Source organism: Amycolatopsis sp. Hca4 (assembly GCF_013364075.1).
In the GTDB taxonomy this organism is placed as follows: Bacteria; Actinomycetota; Actinomycetes; order Mycobacteriales; family Pseudonocardiaceae; genus Amycolatopsis.
This window is the reverse complement of the sequence record NZ_CP054925.1, coordinates 6,275,308-6,290,471: the sequence shown is the minus strand read 5'-3', so window position 1 is coordinate 6,290,471 and position 15,164 is coordinate 6,275,308. Positions and strand designations below refer to the sequence as shown.

The 15,164-nt window shown below is 71.9% G+C and carries 16 protein-coding genes; 8 read left to right on the top strand and 8 right to left on the bottom strand.

Annotated features, from left to right (window positions below; all coding sequences use genetic code 11):
- Positions 1–4: 4 nt before the first annotated feature.
- The 4 genes from HUT10_RS28015 to HUT10_RS28000 all read right to left on the bottom strand — a co-directional run bounded on the left by HUT10_RS28015 (position 5) and on the right by HUT10_RS28000 (position 3,428).
- Complete coding sequence (locus tag HUT10_RS28015; protein ID WP_176173930.1) at positions 5–619, bottom strand: TetR/AcrR family transcriptional regulator; 615 nt, start codon at positions 617–619, stop codon at positions 5–7.
- Entirely contained in the window at positions 616–1,095 is a 480-nt protein-coding gene (locus HUT10_RS28010; RefSeq protein WP_176173929.1) for a hypothetical protein, read from the bottom strand. The genes HUT10_RS28015 and HUT10_RS28010 overlap by 4 nt, the downstream gene beginning before the upstream one ends.
- Positions 1,096–1,206: 111 nt before the next feature.
- Positions 1,207–1,854, bottom strand: a complete 648-nt coding sequence (locus HUT10_RS28005) for a hypothetical protein (protein WP_176173928.1) — start codon at positions 1,852–1,854, stop codon at positions 1,207–1,209.
- Positions 1,855–1,913: 59 nt separating this feature from the next.
- Complete coding sequence (locus tag HUT10_RS28000) at positions 1,914–3,428, bottom strand: dynamin family protein (protein ID WP_176178047.1); 1,515 nt, start codon at positions 3,426–3,428, stop codon at positions 1,914–1,916.
- A gap of 200 nt (positions 3,429–3,628) precedes the next feature.
- Here HUT10_RS28000 and HUT10_RS27995 point away from each other — a divergent pair, with 200 nt between their 5' ends.
- Positions 3,629–4,783 (top strand): sensor histidine kinase, encoded by a 1,155-nt coding sequence (locus tag HUT10_RS27995; RefSeq protein ID WP_176178046.1) that lies wholly within the window; start codon positions 3,629–3,631, stop codon positions 4,781–4,783.
- The gene (locus HUT10_RS27990) at positions 4,780–5,436 is read left to right on the top strand and encodes a response regulator transcription factor (RefSeq protein WP_176173927.1); all 657 of its coding nucleotides are present in this window, start codon (positions 4,780–4,782) and stop codon (positions 5,434–5,436) included. The genes HUT10_RS27995 and HUT10_RS27990 overlap by 4 nt, the downstream gene beginning before the upstream one ends.
- 1 nt (position 5,437) lies before the next feature.
- Here the strand turns inward: HUT10_RS27990 and HUT10_RS27985 are convergent, their stop codons facing one another.
- Together HUT10_RS27985 and HUT10_RS27980 are read right to left on the bottom strand one after the other, a co-directional pair.
- Positions 5,438–6,343: an SDR family NAD(P)-dependent oxidoreductase gene (locus HUT10_RS27985; protein WP_176178045.1), complete on the bottom strand. Its 906-nt coding sequence runs from the start codon at positions 6,341–6,343 to the stop codon at positions 5,438–5,440.
- A 2-nt stretch (positions 6,344–6,345) separates the two neighbouring features.
- A complete protein-coding gene (locus tag HUT10_RS27980; protein ID WP_176173926.1) occupies positions 6,346–6,933 on the bottom strand; it encodes a TetR/AcrR family transcriptional regulator in 588 nt (195 codons plus the stop codon).
- 197 nt (positions 6,934–7,130) lie between these two features.
- Between HUT10_RS27980 and HUT10_RS27975 the strand changes: the two genes are divergently transcribed.
- The 6 genes from HUT10_RS27975 to trmB all read left to right on the top strand — a co-directional run bounded on the left by HUT10_RS27975 (position 7,131) and on the right by trmB (position 12,096).
- Positions 7,131–8,069 carry an ABC transporter ATP-binding protein gene (locus tag HUT10_RS27975; protein WP_176173925.1) on the top strand — a complete coding sequence of 313 codons (939 nt, stop codon included), beginning with the start codon at positions 7,131–7,133 and terminating at the stop codon, positions 8,067–8,069.
- A gap of 17 nt (positions 8,070–8,086) precedes the next feature.
- A complete protein-coding gene (locus tag HUT10_RS27970; protein ID WP_176173924.1) occupies positions 8,087–8,839 on the top strand; it encodes an ABC transporter permease in 753 nt (250 codons plus the stop codon).
- Between the two features lie 107 nt (positions 8,840–8,946).
- A complete protein-coding gene (locus tag HUT10_RS27965; RefSeq protein WP_176173923.1) occupies positions 8,947–9,861 on the top strand; it encodes an ABC transporter ATP-binding protein in 915 nt (304 codons plus the stop codon).
- Positions 9,858–10,613, top strand: a complete 756-nt coding sequence (locus HUT10_RS27960; protein WP_176173922.1) for a hypothetical protein — start codon at positions 9,858–9,860, stop codon at positions 10,611–10,613. The genes HUT10_RS27965 and HUT10_RS27960 overlap by 4 nt, the downstream gene beginning before the upstream one ends.
- Before the next feature lie 155 nt (positions 10,614–10,768).
- Positions 10,769–11,338 carry a hypothetical protein gene (locus HUT10_RS27955; RefSeq protein WP_254897067.1) on the top strand — a complete coding sequence of 190 codons (570 nt, stop codon included), beginning with the start codon at positions 10,769–10,771 and terminating at the stop codon, positions 11,336–11,338.
- 125 nt (positions 11,339–11,463) lie between these two features.
- Positions 11,464–12,096, top strand: coding sequence for a tRNA (guanosine(46)-N7)-methyltransferase TrmB (gene trmB, locus HUT10_RS27950; protein WP_254897494.1), 633 nt, complete (start codon positions 11,464–11,466; stop codon positions 12,094–12,096).
- Between the two features lie 92 nt (positions 12,097–12,188).
- On the opposite strand, the gene HUT10_RS27945 is transcribed toward trmB, so the two are convergent.
- Entirely contained in the window at positions 12,189–14,438 is a 2,250-nt protein-coding gene (locus tag HUT10_RS27945; RefSeq protein WP_176173920.1) for an ABC transporter permease, read from the bottom strand.
- Positions 14,435–15,112, bottom strand: coding sequence for an ABC transporter ATP-binding protein (locus HUT10_RS27940; RefSeq protein WP_176178043.1), 678 nt, complete (start codon positions 15,110–15,112; stop codon positions 14,435–14,437). Before HUT10_RS27940 ends, HUT10_RS27945 begins: the two co-directional genes overlap by 4 nt.
- Positions 15,113–15,164: the final 52 nt, after the last annotated feature.

Sequence of the window (15,164 nt, the reverse complement as noted above, 5' to 3'; positions counted from 1 at the left end):
GGACTCAGCCGCCGTCCGGGGGCGGAACCGGGCGAAGGAACCGGATCAGGATCGTCCGGAGGATCGCCTGTTCGGCCGCCAGATCGAGGCCGGGGTCGAGACTGGCCCGCGAAATCATCGCGTCGAGCAGCCCGGCGACCCACCCGGCGACCGCGCGCGGGGGAACGCCGGGGTCGATCAGCCCGCCCACCGAGGCGCGGGTGACCAGCACGGCCAGGCCGTCGCGCAGGGCGCTGTCGTTGCGGTGGATCAGCTGGGCGAACTCGTCGTCGCGGGCGGCCTGGGCGGCGGCTTCCAGCACGAGCCGGACGACCGCGGGGTGCGCGAGCTGGCCGGCCAGTTCGGTGACGACGTCGAGCAGCGCCGACAGCGGATCGTCCGTCTTCGCCGCCGCTTCGAGGCGTTCGGCCGTCTCGGCGGCGTCGTCGGTGAAGATCGCCGTGAAGACCGCGCGCTTGCTGGGGAAGTAGTGGAAGAGGCTGCCGGAGCTGATGCCCGCGGCCCGGCAGATGTCCGCGGTCGTCGTCCGCTCGAAGCCCTTCTCGGCGAAGCAGCCGGCGGCGGCGTCGACGATCGCCCGGCGCTTGGCAGCGTGCTTGGCCGGGTCGACGGTCCTCATCGCTCGACCGGTGGTTCGTCGTGCCAGGGGTAGCCGTGCTCGGCGAAGGCGGGGGCCAGCTCGTGGTTGCGCAGGTCCGTCTTCTCGCGGGCGATCTCGCGGCCGTCGGTGGTGCGCAGGACGAGCTCCTTGCCGTCGAGGTAGACGGCTTCGAGGTCGGCCTCGATGCGGCGGGTCTTGTCGCCGCGGACCAGGGTGACCCGGGTCGGGGAGACGGTGACGACCAGCCGTTCGTGGGCCCAGACCGCGGCGAAGACCAGGCCGAGGACCAGCCCGCCGGCGACCGCGGCCAGCGTCGCCCACGGCTGCGGCAGCTTCGTGAGCACCTTGAACACGCCCTGGAACGGGAAGGCGGGCAGGCCGCTCACCCACTCGGCGATGGCCCAGACACCCACGCCGAGCGCACCCCCGAGGAGCGGGCAGCCGACCCAGGACCCGGTGCGCAGCCACGACGGCTCGTCGACGGTCGTCTCCATGCCGCTCATTATCAGACCGCGCGCTCGGTTTATGAAACCCGGGGCGGATCCCGCGTGATCAGCCGCGGATCTCGCGTGATTGGGTGCGCATCTCGCGTGATGGGCGGGGCATCACACCACCTGGTCGATCACCTCGCGGAGCACGGCTTCCAGGCCGGGGCCGTCTTCGGCGAGGCGGGAGGAGACGAGGAGCTGGTCCTCGGCCGTGCGGAGCCAGATCGAGCCGGCGACCGAGATCTCGATGACGTTCAACCGGAACGGGTACGCGCGGCGGCCCAGCCGGACCTCGGCCTCGCGCACCAGCTGGCCGAGCCGCTCGCCGGCGACGATCTGGCGGCGGTAGAAGCCGGGGGCCCACGGGGTGCCGCCCGCCGGCTCGTTCGTCCCGCGCAGGGCGGGGCCCCGGGCGTTGGCGAAGTGGCGGGTGGCGGCCGGGGCGAAGAAGTCGAGCGCCTGGCGCATCGCGGACCCGTGCGCCAGCGCGGGCCTGCCGTACCGGGAACGCGGGCTGCGCGGGTCCGGATCCTCGCGGTTGCGCAGGAAGGCGAGCAGGTCGGTCCACCAGTCGGCCCACTGCGCCTGGACGGCGGCCCGGTCGATCGCGGCCGGGACGTGCACCGGGACCTGCGGCTCCACCGGCGGCAGCACCTGTCCTTCGGAAACGGACAGTGCCAGGGCGTCACGGATGTACAGCGCGACGTCGACCTCGGTCTCGCTGCTCCACCCGACTCGCCAGGATGTCGTGTTTTCTAGGCGCACGTCTCAACAGTACGCGGGAAAACGGCCCTACCAGCGAAAGTCGGCAAGCAGAAACAAACTCACGCTTCGCGGACCTGTTGCCAGATCAAGAAGTACGCCCGGTGGACCACATGCGCGACGCGGCTCTGCGCCGGCGTCGCCCCGAAGGAGGCGAAGGAGCGCCACCAGCCCGCGCGTTCGAGCGCGTGCGCGGCCAGCTCCGGCCGGGGCGCGCCCGGCTTGCCGAGCTGGGCGCCGATGTCGGCGTTGCTGCCGACCCGCAGCACCTCTTCGGACAGGTCCTCCGGCATGTCGACCGCGCCCGAAGCGACCAGCGTCAGCGCTTCGAGCAGCCGCAGCTGGTGGGCTTCGGGCTTGGCGAGCAGCACCTCGATGGCGTCGTGGACGCGCTGGCGCTCGGCCGGGTCGGCCGACGCGTGCGCGAGCGCGGTCACCGAGGCCAGCGCGGCGGCGGCCTTGATGCCGTCGGCGCGGGCGGCGAACACGATCGACAGCCGCTGGCGGACGGCTTCGAGGCCGGACGCGTCGAGCAGCGCCCGCCGCAGCGCGCCCGCCGTGATCTCCGGTTCCTTGCGGATGGCCTCGACGGCGTGCGAAATGCCGAACAGGTCGAGCTTCTCCAGCAGCCGCAGCCGGGTGCCCGCCGGGACGTCGCACTCCCAGCTCGTGAAGATGTCGGCCGAGATCAGCATGGTCTGCAGGACGTCGTCGTCGAGCTCGGCGAGCTGCCGCAGGGCCTCGGCGTCGGCGGAGGTGAACCCGCCGGACTCCGCGGACTCGGCGATCAGGCCGATCACCGGCAGCACGTCGGCGACGCGCGGCTTCAGCGTCGACGCCTGCTTCTCGGCGAGCAGCGTCGCGGCCTTCCAGACGTCGCCGCCGGAGCCCTCGACGGACTCGGGCGCGATGGTGTCGGCCTTGTTGAGCACGGCGATCGCGTTGACCGGGCCTGCCTCGCGGCTCGCCGTGGCCGCGGTGAAGGCGGCGAGGGCCTGCTGGTCGTCCGCGCGGACGCCCTGGGTGACGACGTACAGGACGGCTTCGGCGCCGGCGACGGCGTTGCGCGAGGTGTCGTCGAGCTCGTCCGAGCCCTCCTCGTCCTCTTCTTTGCGGTGCTTCGCCGCACCCAGCAGCTGCTCGGTGCGGGACACCGAAGCGGCGTCGAGCGAGCCGAGACCCGGGGTGTCGATCACCGTCATGCCCTGGAGGACCGCGTTGGTCAGGTACGCCTCGATGTGCGAGACCTGCTCGATGTCGACGCCCAGCTCGGCGGGGATCATGCCGTCGGCGGCGAACGGGAGCACCTGCTTGCGGCCGTCGGTGAAGACGATCTCCACGCGGTCCACCGTGCCGTACTGGAACCGGGTCACCAGCCGGGTGCACTCGCCGATGTCGGTCGGCGCCACCCGGCGGCCGATCAGGGCGTTGACCAGCGTCGACTTGCCCGACTTGATCCGGCCGGCCACGGCCACCTGCAGCGGCGCGCCGAGCCGCCGCAGCACCTCGGCGAACCCGGCGGCGGTGCGCGCGGAGACCTGCGGCTGCAGGCGGTGGCACAGGTTGGCCACGGACATCGACAGCGGACCCGCGAGCCGGCCCTGCTCCGGTGACGTCACGGCCCCCCTCCCCGTCGTGCGGACAACTCCTGAATCGTCCCATGCGCCTCATCCCGAGGTCGCACCCAAGGTGGTACCGCCGACCGACGCGCGATCTCCACCGCGCGACCTAGGGTTGGGTGGTGCGACGGCTGAGCCTCTGGATGCGTGCCCACCCCATGGCGGGCGACTCGGTGCTGGCCGTCCTGCTCGGCCTGTTCGACCTGCTGCTGTTCGCCGTCGACGGCTTCGACGAGATCGCCGAAATGCCGCCCTGGTACATCGCCGTGCCGGTGAACATCGCCATGGTGGCGCCGCTGGTGTTCCGGCGGCGGTCGCCGCTGTGGTCGGCGTACGCCGTGCTGGTGATCGGCATCATCCACGGCACGCTCGAGCTCGGCATCTCCAGCGTCGCCGCGCTGGCGATGAGCATCTACTCGGTCGTCGTCTACGCCGGACGGCGGCAGGGGCTGGTGTACGTCGGTGCCGTCGTCGCCGGGTCGGCCGTGCAGCTGGCCCTCGGTCCGGCGGACGAGCTGGTCATCGCGGCGCTGTTCCTGGCGTTCGGCATCGCACTGTGCTGGACCCTCGGCGAGTTCGTCGGGGCCCGGCGCGCCTACGACGTGGAAGTGGAGGCCCGGTTGCACCTGCTCGAGACCGAACGGGACCAGGCCACCCGGATCGCGGTGGCCGAGGAGCGCGGGCGGATCGCGCGCGAGCTGCACGACGTCGTCGCGCACGCGGTGAGCGTGATGGTCGTGCAGGCCGACGGCGCGTCCTACGCGATCCAGAGCAACCCCGAGCTCGCTCAGCGGGCCCTGCAAACGATTTCCGAGACCGGCCGCGGCGCGCTCGGCGAGCTGCGGCGGCTGCTGGACGTGCTCCGCAGCGACGACGCGGACGGCGAGCCACGGGTGCCGCAGCCGGACGCGCACGCCCTCGCCGAGCTGGCCGACCGGATGCGCACCGCCGGGGTGCCGGTGGACCTGGAGCTCGGCGAGCTCGGCGACCTGCCGGCCGGCGTCTCACTCGGCATCTACCGGATCGTGCAGGAGTCGCTGACCAACACGCTCAAGCACGCCGGCCGCGGCGCGACCGCTTCGGTGCGGGTGCACCGCACCGGCGACCTGGTGGAGGTGCTGGTGTCCGACGACGGCGCCGGCGCCGGGCAGCTGGTCGCGGCGGGCGGGCGCAATCCCCGGCTGCCGGGTGGCAACGGCTTGATCGGCATGCGCGAGCGCGCGCACGTGTACGGCGGAACGTTGGACGTCGGCCCGGCTGCGGGCGGTGGGTGGCAGGTCCGCGCGGCCCTGCCGGTTAGGTTGGACAAGTGATCCGGGTGGTGGTCGTCGACGACCAGGAACTGATGCGCGTCGGGTTCCGCATGGTGCTGGGCGCGCAGGAGGACATCGACGTCGTCGGCGAGGCGGGCGACGGGGCGCAGGCCATCGAGCTGGCCGAGCAGCTGCGTCCCGACGTCGTGCTGATGGACGTCCGGATGCCGGTGCTCGACGGCGTCGAGGCGACGAAGCGGATCGTCGCCGCGGGCACCGCGCGCGTGCTCGTGATGACGACGTTCGACCTCGACGAGTACGTCTACGCGGCACTGCAGGGCGGGGCGAGCGGGTTCCTGCTCAAGGACACCCAGCCCGGCCACCTGGTCTCGGCCCTGCGCGCGGTCGCCTCGGGTGACGCGGTGGTGTCGCCGTCGGTGACCCGGCGGCTCCTGGACCGCTTCGTCGGCACCGGCGGCCCGCCGATGCGGGACACCGCCGAGCTGGACGTGCTCACCGACCGCGAGCGCGAGGTGCTCGTGCTCATCGCCAAGGGCATGTCGAACCTCGAGATCGCCGAGGCGCTGTTCCTCTCCGAGGCGACGGTGAAGACGCACGTCGGGCGGATCCTGGCGAAGCTGGAGCTGCGGGACCGGGTGCAGGCCGTGGTGCTGGCCTACGAAACCGGCCTCGCGCGCCCCGGCATCGCCTGACTCAGCGGAAGCCGTCCGGCGGGGTGGTCGCCGGGTCCTTGCCCGCGTGGCGGACCTCGGTGAGCCAGCGGCCGAAGTCCGGGCGGTCGCCGTCGATGTCCGTGTAGCCGTACTCCTTCATCAGCGTCCAAGAGGCCAGCGTCTGCCCGGCGAACCGGCCGACGTCGGGGTCCTGCGCCAGGGCCGCGACGCCGCGGGCCAGCAGGTACGGCGTCTCGGAGATCTTGAAGTCGACCGGGGCCAGCTTGCCGACCGCGTCGCGCCAGTTCTCCTCGGTGACCTCGAAGTGGTCGAGCATCGACTCCGAGCGCAGGAAGCCCGGCGTCACCGCCAGGCCGACGCAGTCGTGCTTCTTCAGCTCCACGCCCAGCGCTCGGCCGAGCGCGCGGATGCCGCACTTGGCCAGGTAGTAGGGGAGGCCCGCGCCGACGTAGTCGTCGTTGTCGCCGTCGGTCACCTCGAGGACCAGGCCCCGGCGGGCGAGCACCAGCGGCAGGAGCTTGTGCAGCGCGATCAGGTGCGTGTCCAGCGCGTTGTGCGTCAGGGTGAGCGCGTCCTCCAGCGGCGTCTCCCAGAACGGCGCGTCGAAGTGGAAGTACATGTCGCCGCCCCAGACGTCGTCGACCAGGATGTCGATCCCGTCCACTTCGGACTCGATACGGGCCCTGAGTGCGTCCACATCGGACTGCGAGGTGAAGTCGCAGCGGACGACCACCGCTTTGCCGCCGGCCGCTTCGACCAGCTCACCCGTCTCTTCGATCGTCTCCGGGCGCTTCATCGGCGACACGGTTTCGCGCGTCGTGCGGCCGGTGACGTACACCGTCGCCCCCGCGCGGCCCAATTCCACCGCGATCGCCCGCCCACAGCCCCGCGTCGCCCCGGTGACCACGGCGACCTTGCCCCGCAAACTCACGAGTCCTCCCGTCCCCGCCACGCGGACAGCACCGCGTCGACGTCCTCCGCCAGCCGGTCGGCCAGCCGCCCGTGCGGCCGGATCGACCAGTCGATCGACACCCCGTTGATGACCCCGAGCACCGCGCGGGCCGCCCGCGGCACGCTCGGCGCGTGCGGCAGCGACGAAGCCGCCGCCCGCACCAGCCGCCGCAGTTCTCCTTCGACCGCCGTGAAGTGCTCGCCCAGCAGCGACCGCAGCACCGGGTCGCCGATGTCCACGCCGAGCTGGCCCAGGTGGTTCGCGGCCTCTTCGGCGTCACCGAGCACCGCGTAGACCGAGACCGCCGCGGCGCGCAGGCCGTCGACCGGGTCGTCCGCCCGCTCGGCGCACTCCCGCATCTGCTCGACCGCCCGCTGCGTGGCCCGCCGGCTCATCGCCTGCAGCAGACCGCTCTTGGAGCCGAACCGCTGCGCGACCGTGCCGACCGAGACCCCGGCTTCGGCCGCCACCTGCGCCAGCGTGAAACCCGGGCCGCAGCGGCCGATCACGGTCTCCGCCGCGGCCAGCAGCCGCTCATCGGTGATGCTCCTCGGCCGGGCCACGCCGTTATTGAACCACAGTTCATTAATGACGTCGAATCAGGGTTGACTCAGGGTCATCACGGATCGCGCATCGGCCGAAGAGCCAGCAAGGTACTACTCAGGTAGGGGGAGGGGTTCGGCCTCCAGGGTGACGCGCGAACCACCCCCGACCCGCGACGATGAACGCGTCGTAAGCGAGGGGCGGAAGAGGAGCAGCCATGATCGAGGCAACCGGCCTCACCAAACGGTACGGAAAGACGCTGGCGGTGAACAACCTGTCGTTCTCCGTGTCCGCGGGCCAGGTCACCGGCTTCCTCGGCCCGAACGGGGCGGGCAAGTCCACCACCATGCGGATGATCCTGGGCCTGGACAACCCGACCGGCGGCCAGGTCACCATCGGGGGCAAGAAGTACCACGACCTCAAGGAGCCGCTGCGCACCGTCGGCGCCCTGCTCGACGCGAAGTGGGTGCACCCCAACCGCTCGGCGCGCGCCCACCTGCTGTGGATGGCGAAGTCCAACCGTATCCCGGCCACCCGCGTCGACGAGGTCCTCGAGACGGTCGGCCTGACCAGTGTCGCGGGCAAGCGCGCCGGCGGGTTCTCACTCGGCATGTCGCAGCGCCTCGGCATCGCGGCCGCCCTGCTCGGCGACCCGGAGGTGCTGCTGTTCGACGAGCCGGTGAACGGCCTCGACCCCGAGGGCATCCTCTGGATCCGGAAGTTCATGCACCGGCTGGCCGACGAAGGCCGCACCGTGTTCGTGTCGAGCCACCTGCTTTCGGAGATGGCGCTGACCGCGAGCAACCTCGTGGTGATCGGCCGCGGGCAGCTGATTTCGCAGTCGTCGACCGAAGAGTTCGTCTCCCGCGCCGCGGAGAACACGGTCAAGGTGCGCTCGCCGCAGCTGGCCGAGCTCCGCGACGCGCTGCAGCGCGCCAGCGCCGGTGTCACCGGGGACGACACCGGGCTCGTGGTGTCCGGGATGGACAGCGACAAGATCGGCGAGATCGCCGCCGCCAACCGGATCGTGCTGCACGAGCTGAGCCCGCAGACCGGCTCGCTCGAGCAGGCCTTCATGCAGATCACCGGCGACTCCGTCGAGTACCACACCGGCCTCGACGCCGAGGCGCAGCACGTGCTCGAGTCCGCCAAGTAACCGGGGAAACCAAGACCATGAACCTGCTCGCCGTGGAACGCATCAAGCTGTTCTCGACCCGCTCGCCGTGGTGGTGCGCGCTCATCACCCTGGCACTGGCCATCGGCTTCGCCGCCATCTTCTCCGGCGCGTCGCCCGCCGACGAACCGGTCTCCGTGGCCGCCACCCAGTTCGGCGGCTCCCAGTTCGGCATCGCCGTCGTCATGGTGCTCGCCGCGCTCGCGGTGACCACCGAATACCGCTTCAACACCATCCGGACGACCTTCCAGGCTGTGCCGCACCGCTCGCCGGCGCTGGTCGCCAAGACGATCGTCGTCGCGCTCGTGGCCCTGGTGATCGGCGAGATCGCCGCCTTCGGCGCCCTCGGCCTCAGCATGCTGATGCGGCCGAACGACGGCATCGGCCTGCACACCACGCAGGACTGGCTGAACGTCGCCGGGCTCGGGCCGGTGTTCGCGGTCGCCGCCGTGCTCGCCGTCGCGCTCGGGATCCTCGTCCGGCACAGCGCCGGCGCCATCGCCCTGCTGCTCATCTACTACTTGGCCGTCGAAGAGCTGGTGCAGCTCATCCCGAAGGTCGGGCACCACATCCACGAGTGGCTGCCGTTCAACGTGGCGAACAAGTTCCTGCGCGGTGCCGCCGCCGGGGGCGACGGCCCGCCGCCGTCGGATTCGCCGCTCAGCCCGGGCTGGGCGCTGGCGTACTTCGCCGGCATCGCGCTCGTGTTCCTGCTCGTCGCGCTCGGGGTCGCGAAGAAGCGGGACGCCTAGGGGGTAACAGGGGAAAAGGGGAGAACACCGGATCCGGGTCGCGCTGTCGGGGGGCGACCCGGATCCGGTGTTTCGCAGTAGGCTCGCCGACGACGGACGGGGAGCCCATGATCGAAGCGACGGCACTGACCAAGCGGTACGGCGCCACCACCGCGGTGGACGCGCTGACCTTCACCGCCCGCTCGGGGCGCGTCACGGGCTTCCTCGGCCCGAACGGCGCCGGCAAGTCCACGACCATGCGGCTGATCCTCGGCCTCGACCGCCCGGACGCCGGCCACGTGCTCGTCGACGGCGTCCCGTACCGGCAGCTGGAAGATCCACTGAGGACGGTCGGCGCGATGCTGGACGCCACCTGGCGCCACCCCGGCCGCAGCGGGCGCGACCACCTGCGCTGGCTGGCCGCCACCAACGGCATCCCGGACAAGCGCGTCGAAGAGGTGCTCGCGCTGGTCGGGCTGACCAGCGTCGGCAAGACGCGGGTGCTGCAGTACTCGCTGGGCATGCAGCAGCGGCTCGGGATCGCCGCCGCCATGCTCGGCGACCCGCGCGTGCTGCTGTTCGACGAGCCGGTGAACGGCCTCGACCCCGAGGGCATGGCCTGGATCCGCCAGCTGCTGCACGCGCTGGCCGCCGAAGGCCGGACCGTGTTCGTCTCCAGCCACCTGCTGCCCGAGATGGCGCAGACCGCGCAGGACCTCGTGGTGATCGGCCGCGGCCGGCTGATCTACCAGGGCACCATGGAGGAGTTCATCGCGCAGACGAGTGAACACGGCGTGCGCGTCCGCACCCCGCACGCCGACCGGCTGCGGACGGCGTTGACCGGGCAGGCCGAGTTCACCGAATCGGGTGATGCGTTCGTGGTGTCCGGGTTGGACAGTGACCGGATCGGGCAGCTCGCCTTCGACGCCGGCGCGACGCTGCACGAGCTCAGCCCGATCTCCGGCTCGCTCGAGCAGGCCTACCTCGACCTCACCCGTGACGCCGTCGAGTTCGCGGTGCCGTCCCCGGAGTCCTCCCGATGATCGCCAACCTCCTCCGCGCCGAGCGCATCAAGCTGTTCAGCACCCGGGCGCCGTGGTGGTGCCTGGCCATCGCGGTGGTCGCGCCGCTCGGCTTCACCGCGCTGTTCTTCGCGCTGGCCGGCCCGGAGATCCCGCCGACGGTCGGCAACACCCAGCTCGCGAGCGGCAACGGCCGGTCCGTGCTGCTCGTCCTCGCCGTGCTCGCGACGGCGTCGGAGTTCAACTGGGGCACCATGCGCCTGACGTTCCAAGCGGTGCCGAGCCGGGTGCCCGCGCTGGTCGCCAAGGTCGTGGTCGTCGCCGCGCTGGGCACGGTGCTCGGGCTGGTCGTCGGCTTCGGGTCATGGGGGCTGGCGGCGCTGGTGCAGCCGGACGCCGACCTCGCGCTGCAGTCGGCCGCCGCGTGGCGCTCGGTGCTCGGCCAGAGCCTGGTCTTCCTCTTCACCGCGGTCGCCGGGGTCGGCGTCGCGCTGCTGCTGCGCAGCGTCGCCTTCGCCCTGACCATCGTCCTCGTGTGGACACAGGTGCTGGAAGGCGTCGTCCTCTTCATCCCGGGCTTCGGCAAGCACGTCTACCAGTGGATGCCCTTCCACGCGGCCGACGAGTTCGTCGGCGCGGCGAGCTTCACCGGCGGCTCGCTGCAGCTGCCGTCGGCGCCGCTCGGGCCGTGGGGGTACCTCGGTTACTTCGCGGCCATCACCGTTGCCCTGTTCGTGGCCGGGGTACTCGTAACGGCACGGCGCGACGCCTGAGCGTGACCGCGGTCTCAATACCCCAAAAAACCTTGTTAACAAAAGGTGAAACAGCTGTGGCCTGTCTCACAGGCACCGGACATACTGCTATGACCAGGCAATATTCGTAAGTGAGCACCGGAACCGTCTAGCTCCCCTGGAGGTGAATCTTGACGGTGGACACCGGGCAAGAATTGGGCGGCACGATTCCCCGAGCCCGCGTCGAAGACGACGCACCCCGGCTCGAACCCATGCTGGACCTCGAATGGTCGCGGGCGATCGAACTCCCGCAGGCCGCCATGACGGCGGCGACTCCCGCCGAACTCCGCCGGGCGTGGGTGCACCGCGCCCCGGAGGACAGCGTCCTGGCCCTGTTCCGCGCTTCGGCCGGGATGGCGGGCCCGATCCCCGCGCCGTGGTGGCTGCGCGCGGTCGCCGACGGCACGCTCGATTCGCGGGAACAGGGTTTCCGCGTCGAGGACCGGATCGCGCAGCTGCTCGGCAGGCGCCCGGGGTGGGAATTCGTCCCGTGGGCGGCGGACGGCGAATCCGGCTACTGGGAGTTCATGCCGTCCGAACGCGGCAAATCGGGACACGCGATTCCCACGACGGTGATGAACACCGACCGGCACCCGGGCTGGATCGACGTCCTGCCCGCGCACACCGGCCGGACACCGGACCCGATCCCGATCGCCGGGCTGGCCGGACTGCGGTCGCGTCTCGGGGTGATCGAGGCCATTCGTTAATCCATCCATGCCCCCGCCACCACCCTCAACGGAGGCGCTACGCGCCCGGCTACATTGCCTCTGTGGAGAAAGAGGACGGACGTCGGCTGCGCAGCGTGGTCAGTTACGTCAAGCGCGGTGGCCGGATGACCGTCGGGCAGCAGCGGGCGTGGGAAGAACACTGGCCGCGGCTGGGCCGCACGGTGAGCGAACTGCCCGAAGGGCCGATCGACTTCACCGCGTGGTTCGGCCGCGAGGCGCCGGTGATGCTGGAGATCGGCTCCGGCATGGGCGAGACGACCTCGCAGCTGGCCGCCGCAGCGCCGGAGCTGAACTACGTCGCCGCCGAGGTCTACGACCCGGGCCTCGGGCAGCTGATGCTGCGCGCCGAAAACCTCGGCGTGAAAAACCTGCGGCTGCTGCACGGCGACGCCGTCGTGCTGCTGACCGAGCACGTCGAGCCGGACTCGCTGCACGGCGTCCGGCTGTTCTTCCCTGACCCGTGGCCGAAGAAGAAGCACCACAAGCGGCGGATCGTGTCGCCGTCGTTCGCCGCGCTCGTGGCGTCCCGGCTCGCCCCCGGCGGCACCTTCCACATGGCGACCGACTGGGAGAACTACGCCGAGCAGATGCTCGAGGTCTGCTCCGCGGAGCCGGCGCTGAAGAACCGGTACGACGGCTGGGCGCCGCGGCCGGAGTGGCGGCCGGTGACCAAGTTCGAGCAGCGCGCCGACGTCGAAGGCCGCGTCTCGCACGACCTGATCTTCGAAAAGCGCTGAAGGGAACTCTCCCCGGATCCCCTGCGGAGAGAGTCCCCTTCAGCTCACCACCCCCGGTATCCGCCGCTGCCTCGACTGCAGCGGCGGACGCCTCATTCGTCGGCCAGCGGTTCCGCCTGGACCCGCTTCAGCGCCGGCGTGCAGACCGACGCGCCGAGCAGGGCCACCCCGACGCCCAGCACCACCGGCGCCAGCAACCACGGGCTGACCACGATCCCCCGCGGGTCGACCATGCTGTACAGCCCAACGCCGACCAGTACCCCGACGATTCCCGCGCCGATGGTCGCGACCAGCGCCGGCAGCGCGGCCTCCATCCGCAACGCCCGCGCCAGCACCCGCACCGGGGTGCCCGCGGCCATCAGCGCGCCGAACGTGCGGCGGCGGTCCATCACCGAGCCCGCGGTGGCGACCGCGGCACTGCAGCCGGCCAGGATCCCGGCGGCGATCAGCCCGATCACGGTGACCCGGCGCAGGTCGCCCAGCTCGGTCTGCTGGTTGAACAGGTACTGGTCGCGGCTGCCGATCTCCTCGCCCGCCGCCGGTCCGGCCAGCGCCGTCCGGACGATCTCGCGGTTCGCGTCGGTGGTCGGCGCGACGACGGTGTAGGTGGCCGGCTCGAGCCCGGCCGGCAGCGCGGCGGGATCGACGATCAGCGTGTCCGACAGGTCCGCGTCGCGGGGCGGCACGGCTTCCATCCGCGTCCCCGACTTCGGGGCCACCGCCGTCCCCTCCCACGAGGACGCGAACTTGAACGCCGCCAGGTCGATCGGCGTGGCCCCGAAGACGGCCGGCCCGCCGGCGCAGTTCTCCGGCGTGAGGCCGTAGCGGGTCAGCTTGACCGCGTCGGCGCAGGTCATCACCAGCGCGCGGTGGCCGTAGCGGTTGGGGGCCTCGCCGCGGACGAGGTAGACGTCGCCGACCGCGACCGCCTGCTCGGGCTGGCCGTACTTCCGCAGGGAGGCGTTGGCCTGCTCGACGATGCTGCCCGCGTGCCGGCTGTCGGTGTTGACGTAGAGCACGGAGTCGGCGAAGGACCGCCCGCCACCGGCCATCGATTCGAACGTCGGCAGCAGCGTCAGCGCCATCGACCCGGCGAACACCGCGAGCACGATCCCGGCGGAGGAGCGGTAGGCGCCCTTCGGGTCGTCACGCAGGCGGCGCCCGGCGAGCAGCGCGGACGGGCGCCGCCAGATCCGGACGAACGTGCCGCCGACCGCCGACGTCACCCACGGCCCGACGATCGCGGCCGAGCCGACCAGGAAGAACAGCCCCGCCATGACGAACCCGATGCCGCCGTACTCCTTCGCCGTCGTCACCGCGACGAGGAAGAACGCCCCGGCCGCGGGCAGCGCCAGCAGCCGCCACCAGTGCAGCGGCTTCTTCGTGTGGCCGCCGGTCGCGAACAGGGGGTTCTTCAGCACCCGGCGCAGGCCGAGGACACCGGCCAGCACCACCAGCACCGGGATGGCCACGATGATGAACACCGTCAGGCCCACCGGCAGCGCGAAGTCGGACGCCAGCCAGGTCCCGCCGGCCCACGGCACGAAGGACGCGAGACCGTGCAGCGCCGGGCTGATCAGCAGGCCGAGCAGCGCACCGATGCCCGCCGAGAGCGTCGTCTCGGCGGCCACCATGTTCGTGACCTGCCCCGGCGTCGCCCCGGCCAGCCGGATCGCGGCGAGCCGCCGTTCCCGCCGGGCCGCGGTCAGCCGCGCCGACGACGCGACCAGCACCAGGCTCGGCACCAGCAGGACGATGATCCCGACCCAGGACAGCAGCATGAGCAGGGGATCCGGGCTGGCCTTGCCCGCCGGGAAGCCCGTCAGCGGGTACGCGTTCTCCGGCATCGCGTCCGGCGTGTGCCCGACGAGCGCGACGAGCTGTTCCGGGAAGCGGAGGGCGTCCTCGCCGAGCGCGCCGACGGGCTTGCCGAACCGGTCGCCGAGCTGGTTGGCCGGGTGCGCCTGCAGGAGCCGGCCGAGCGCGGGCGACACGACGGTCTCCCCCGGCCCCGGCAGCTGCGGCACCCCCGGCGGCAGTGCGATCGACCCGGTCGCGGCACCGGGGACCGGCGCGACGTCGACGCGGACGATCTGCTGTCCGGCGAAGTAGTCCGTGGCGGCGTTGAACAGCATCTTCCGCTGGCCGTCGAGCTGGTAGCCGACGTGGTGTTCGCCCTGCCAGATGGCACGCTGCTCGCGGTTCTGCGTCGCGAACGGCAGCGTCGCCAGCAGCAGGACCAGCCCGGTCGCGACGGCCACCCCGACCGCGGTGAGGATCGCCGACGTCCGGGTCCGCCGGTCGACCTTCAGCACCCGCAGGGCGATCTGGAGGGAGTTCACGCCGCCAGCCTCGTCGCGATCAGGCCGTCGCGGATGGCGACGGTCTTCGGCATCGACTCGGCCAGCTCGCGGTCGTGCGTCACCACGATCACCGCGGCGCCGGTTTCGTGGGCGGCACCGAGGAGGGCGTCCATCGTCTCGCGGCCGGTCCGCGTGTCGAGCGCGCCGGTCGGCTCGTCGGCGAAGATGACCTTCGGCCGGTGGGTCAGCGCCCGGGCGATCGCGACGCGCTGGGCCTCGCCGCCGGACAGCTCACCGGGACGGCGGCGTTCCTTGCCGGCCAGGCCGAGGCGGGACAGCCAGACCCGGCCGGCGTCGATGGCCTCCTTGCGCCCGAGCCCGGCCAGCAGCGACGGCAGCGCCACGTTCTCTTCGGCCGACAGCTCGGCCACCAGCATCCCCGACTGGAAGACGAAGCCGAACTCGGTGCGGCGCAGCTCGCTGCGCTTCTTCTCGCCGAGGTGGTCGATCCGCTGCCCGCCGAGGAAGATCTGCCCGTCGTCGGCCCGGAGGATGCCGGCCAGCACGTGCAGCAGCGACGTCTTGCCCGAGCCGGACGGCCCGACGATGGCGACGGCGTCCCGCGGCTGGATGTCGATGTCGATGCCGGCCAGGGCGTACTGGGTGCCGTAGCGCTTCACCAGCCCGCGGCCGGAGAGCACCGCGCCGTTCATCGCGTGTGGGGTGTTCGGGTCCACGAGGTTCTCCCTCTCGGTCGGATCTTGA

What these genes read in the sequence shown, in the direction of transcription:
- HUT10_RS27975 (WP_176173925.1), top strand. Translation starts at nt 7,131, where the DNA reads ATGATCGAGGCAACCGGCCTCACCAAACGGTACGGAAAGACGCTGGCG.
- HUT10_RS27970 (WP_176173924.1), top strand. Translation starts at nt 8,087, where the DNA reads ATGAACCTGCTCGCCGTGGAACGCATCAAGCTGTTCTCGACCCGCTCG.
- HUT10_RS28010 (WP_176173929.1), bottom strand. Translation starts at nt 1,095, where the DNA reads ATGGAGACGACCGTCGACGAGCCGTCGTGGCTGCGCACCGGGTCCTGG.
- HUT10_RS27965 (WP_176173923.1), top strand. Translation starts at nt 8,947, where the DNA reads ATGATCGAAGCGACGGCACTGACCAAGCGGTACGGCGCCACCACCGCG.
- HUT10_RS27960 (WP_176173922.1), top strand. Translation starts at nt 9,858, where the DNA reads ATGATCGCCAACCTCCTCCGCGCCGAGCGCATCAAGCTGTTCAGCACC.
- trmB (WP_254897494.1), top strand. Translation starts at nt 11,464, where the DNA reads ATGACCGTCGGGCAGCAGCGGGCGTGGGAAGAACACTGGCCGCGGCTG.
- HUT10_RS27995 (WP_176178046.1), top strand. Translation starts at nt 3,629, where the DNA reads ATGGCGGGCGACTCGGTGCTGGCCGTCCTGCTCGGCCTGTTCGACCTG.
- HUT10_RS27940 (WP_176178043.1), bottom strand. Translation starts at nt 15,112, where the DNA reads ATGAACGGCGCGGTGCTCTCCGGCCGCGGGCTGGTGAAGCGCTACGGC.
- HUT10_RS28015 (WP_176173930.1), bottom strand. Translation starts at nt 619, where the DNA reads ATGAGGACCGTCGACCCGGCCAAGCACGCTGCCAAGCGCCGGGCGATC.
- HUT10_RS28000 (WP_176178047.1), bottom strand. Translation starts at nt 3,428, where the DNA reads ATGTCCGTGGCCAACCTGTGCCACCGCCTGCAGCCGCAGGTCTCCGCG.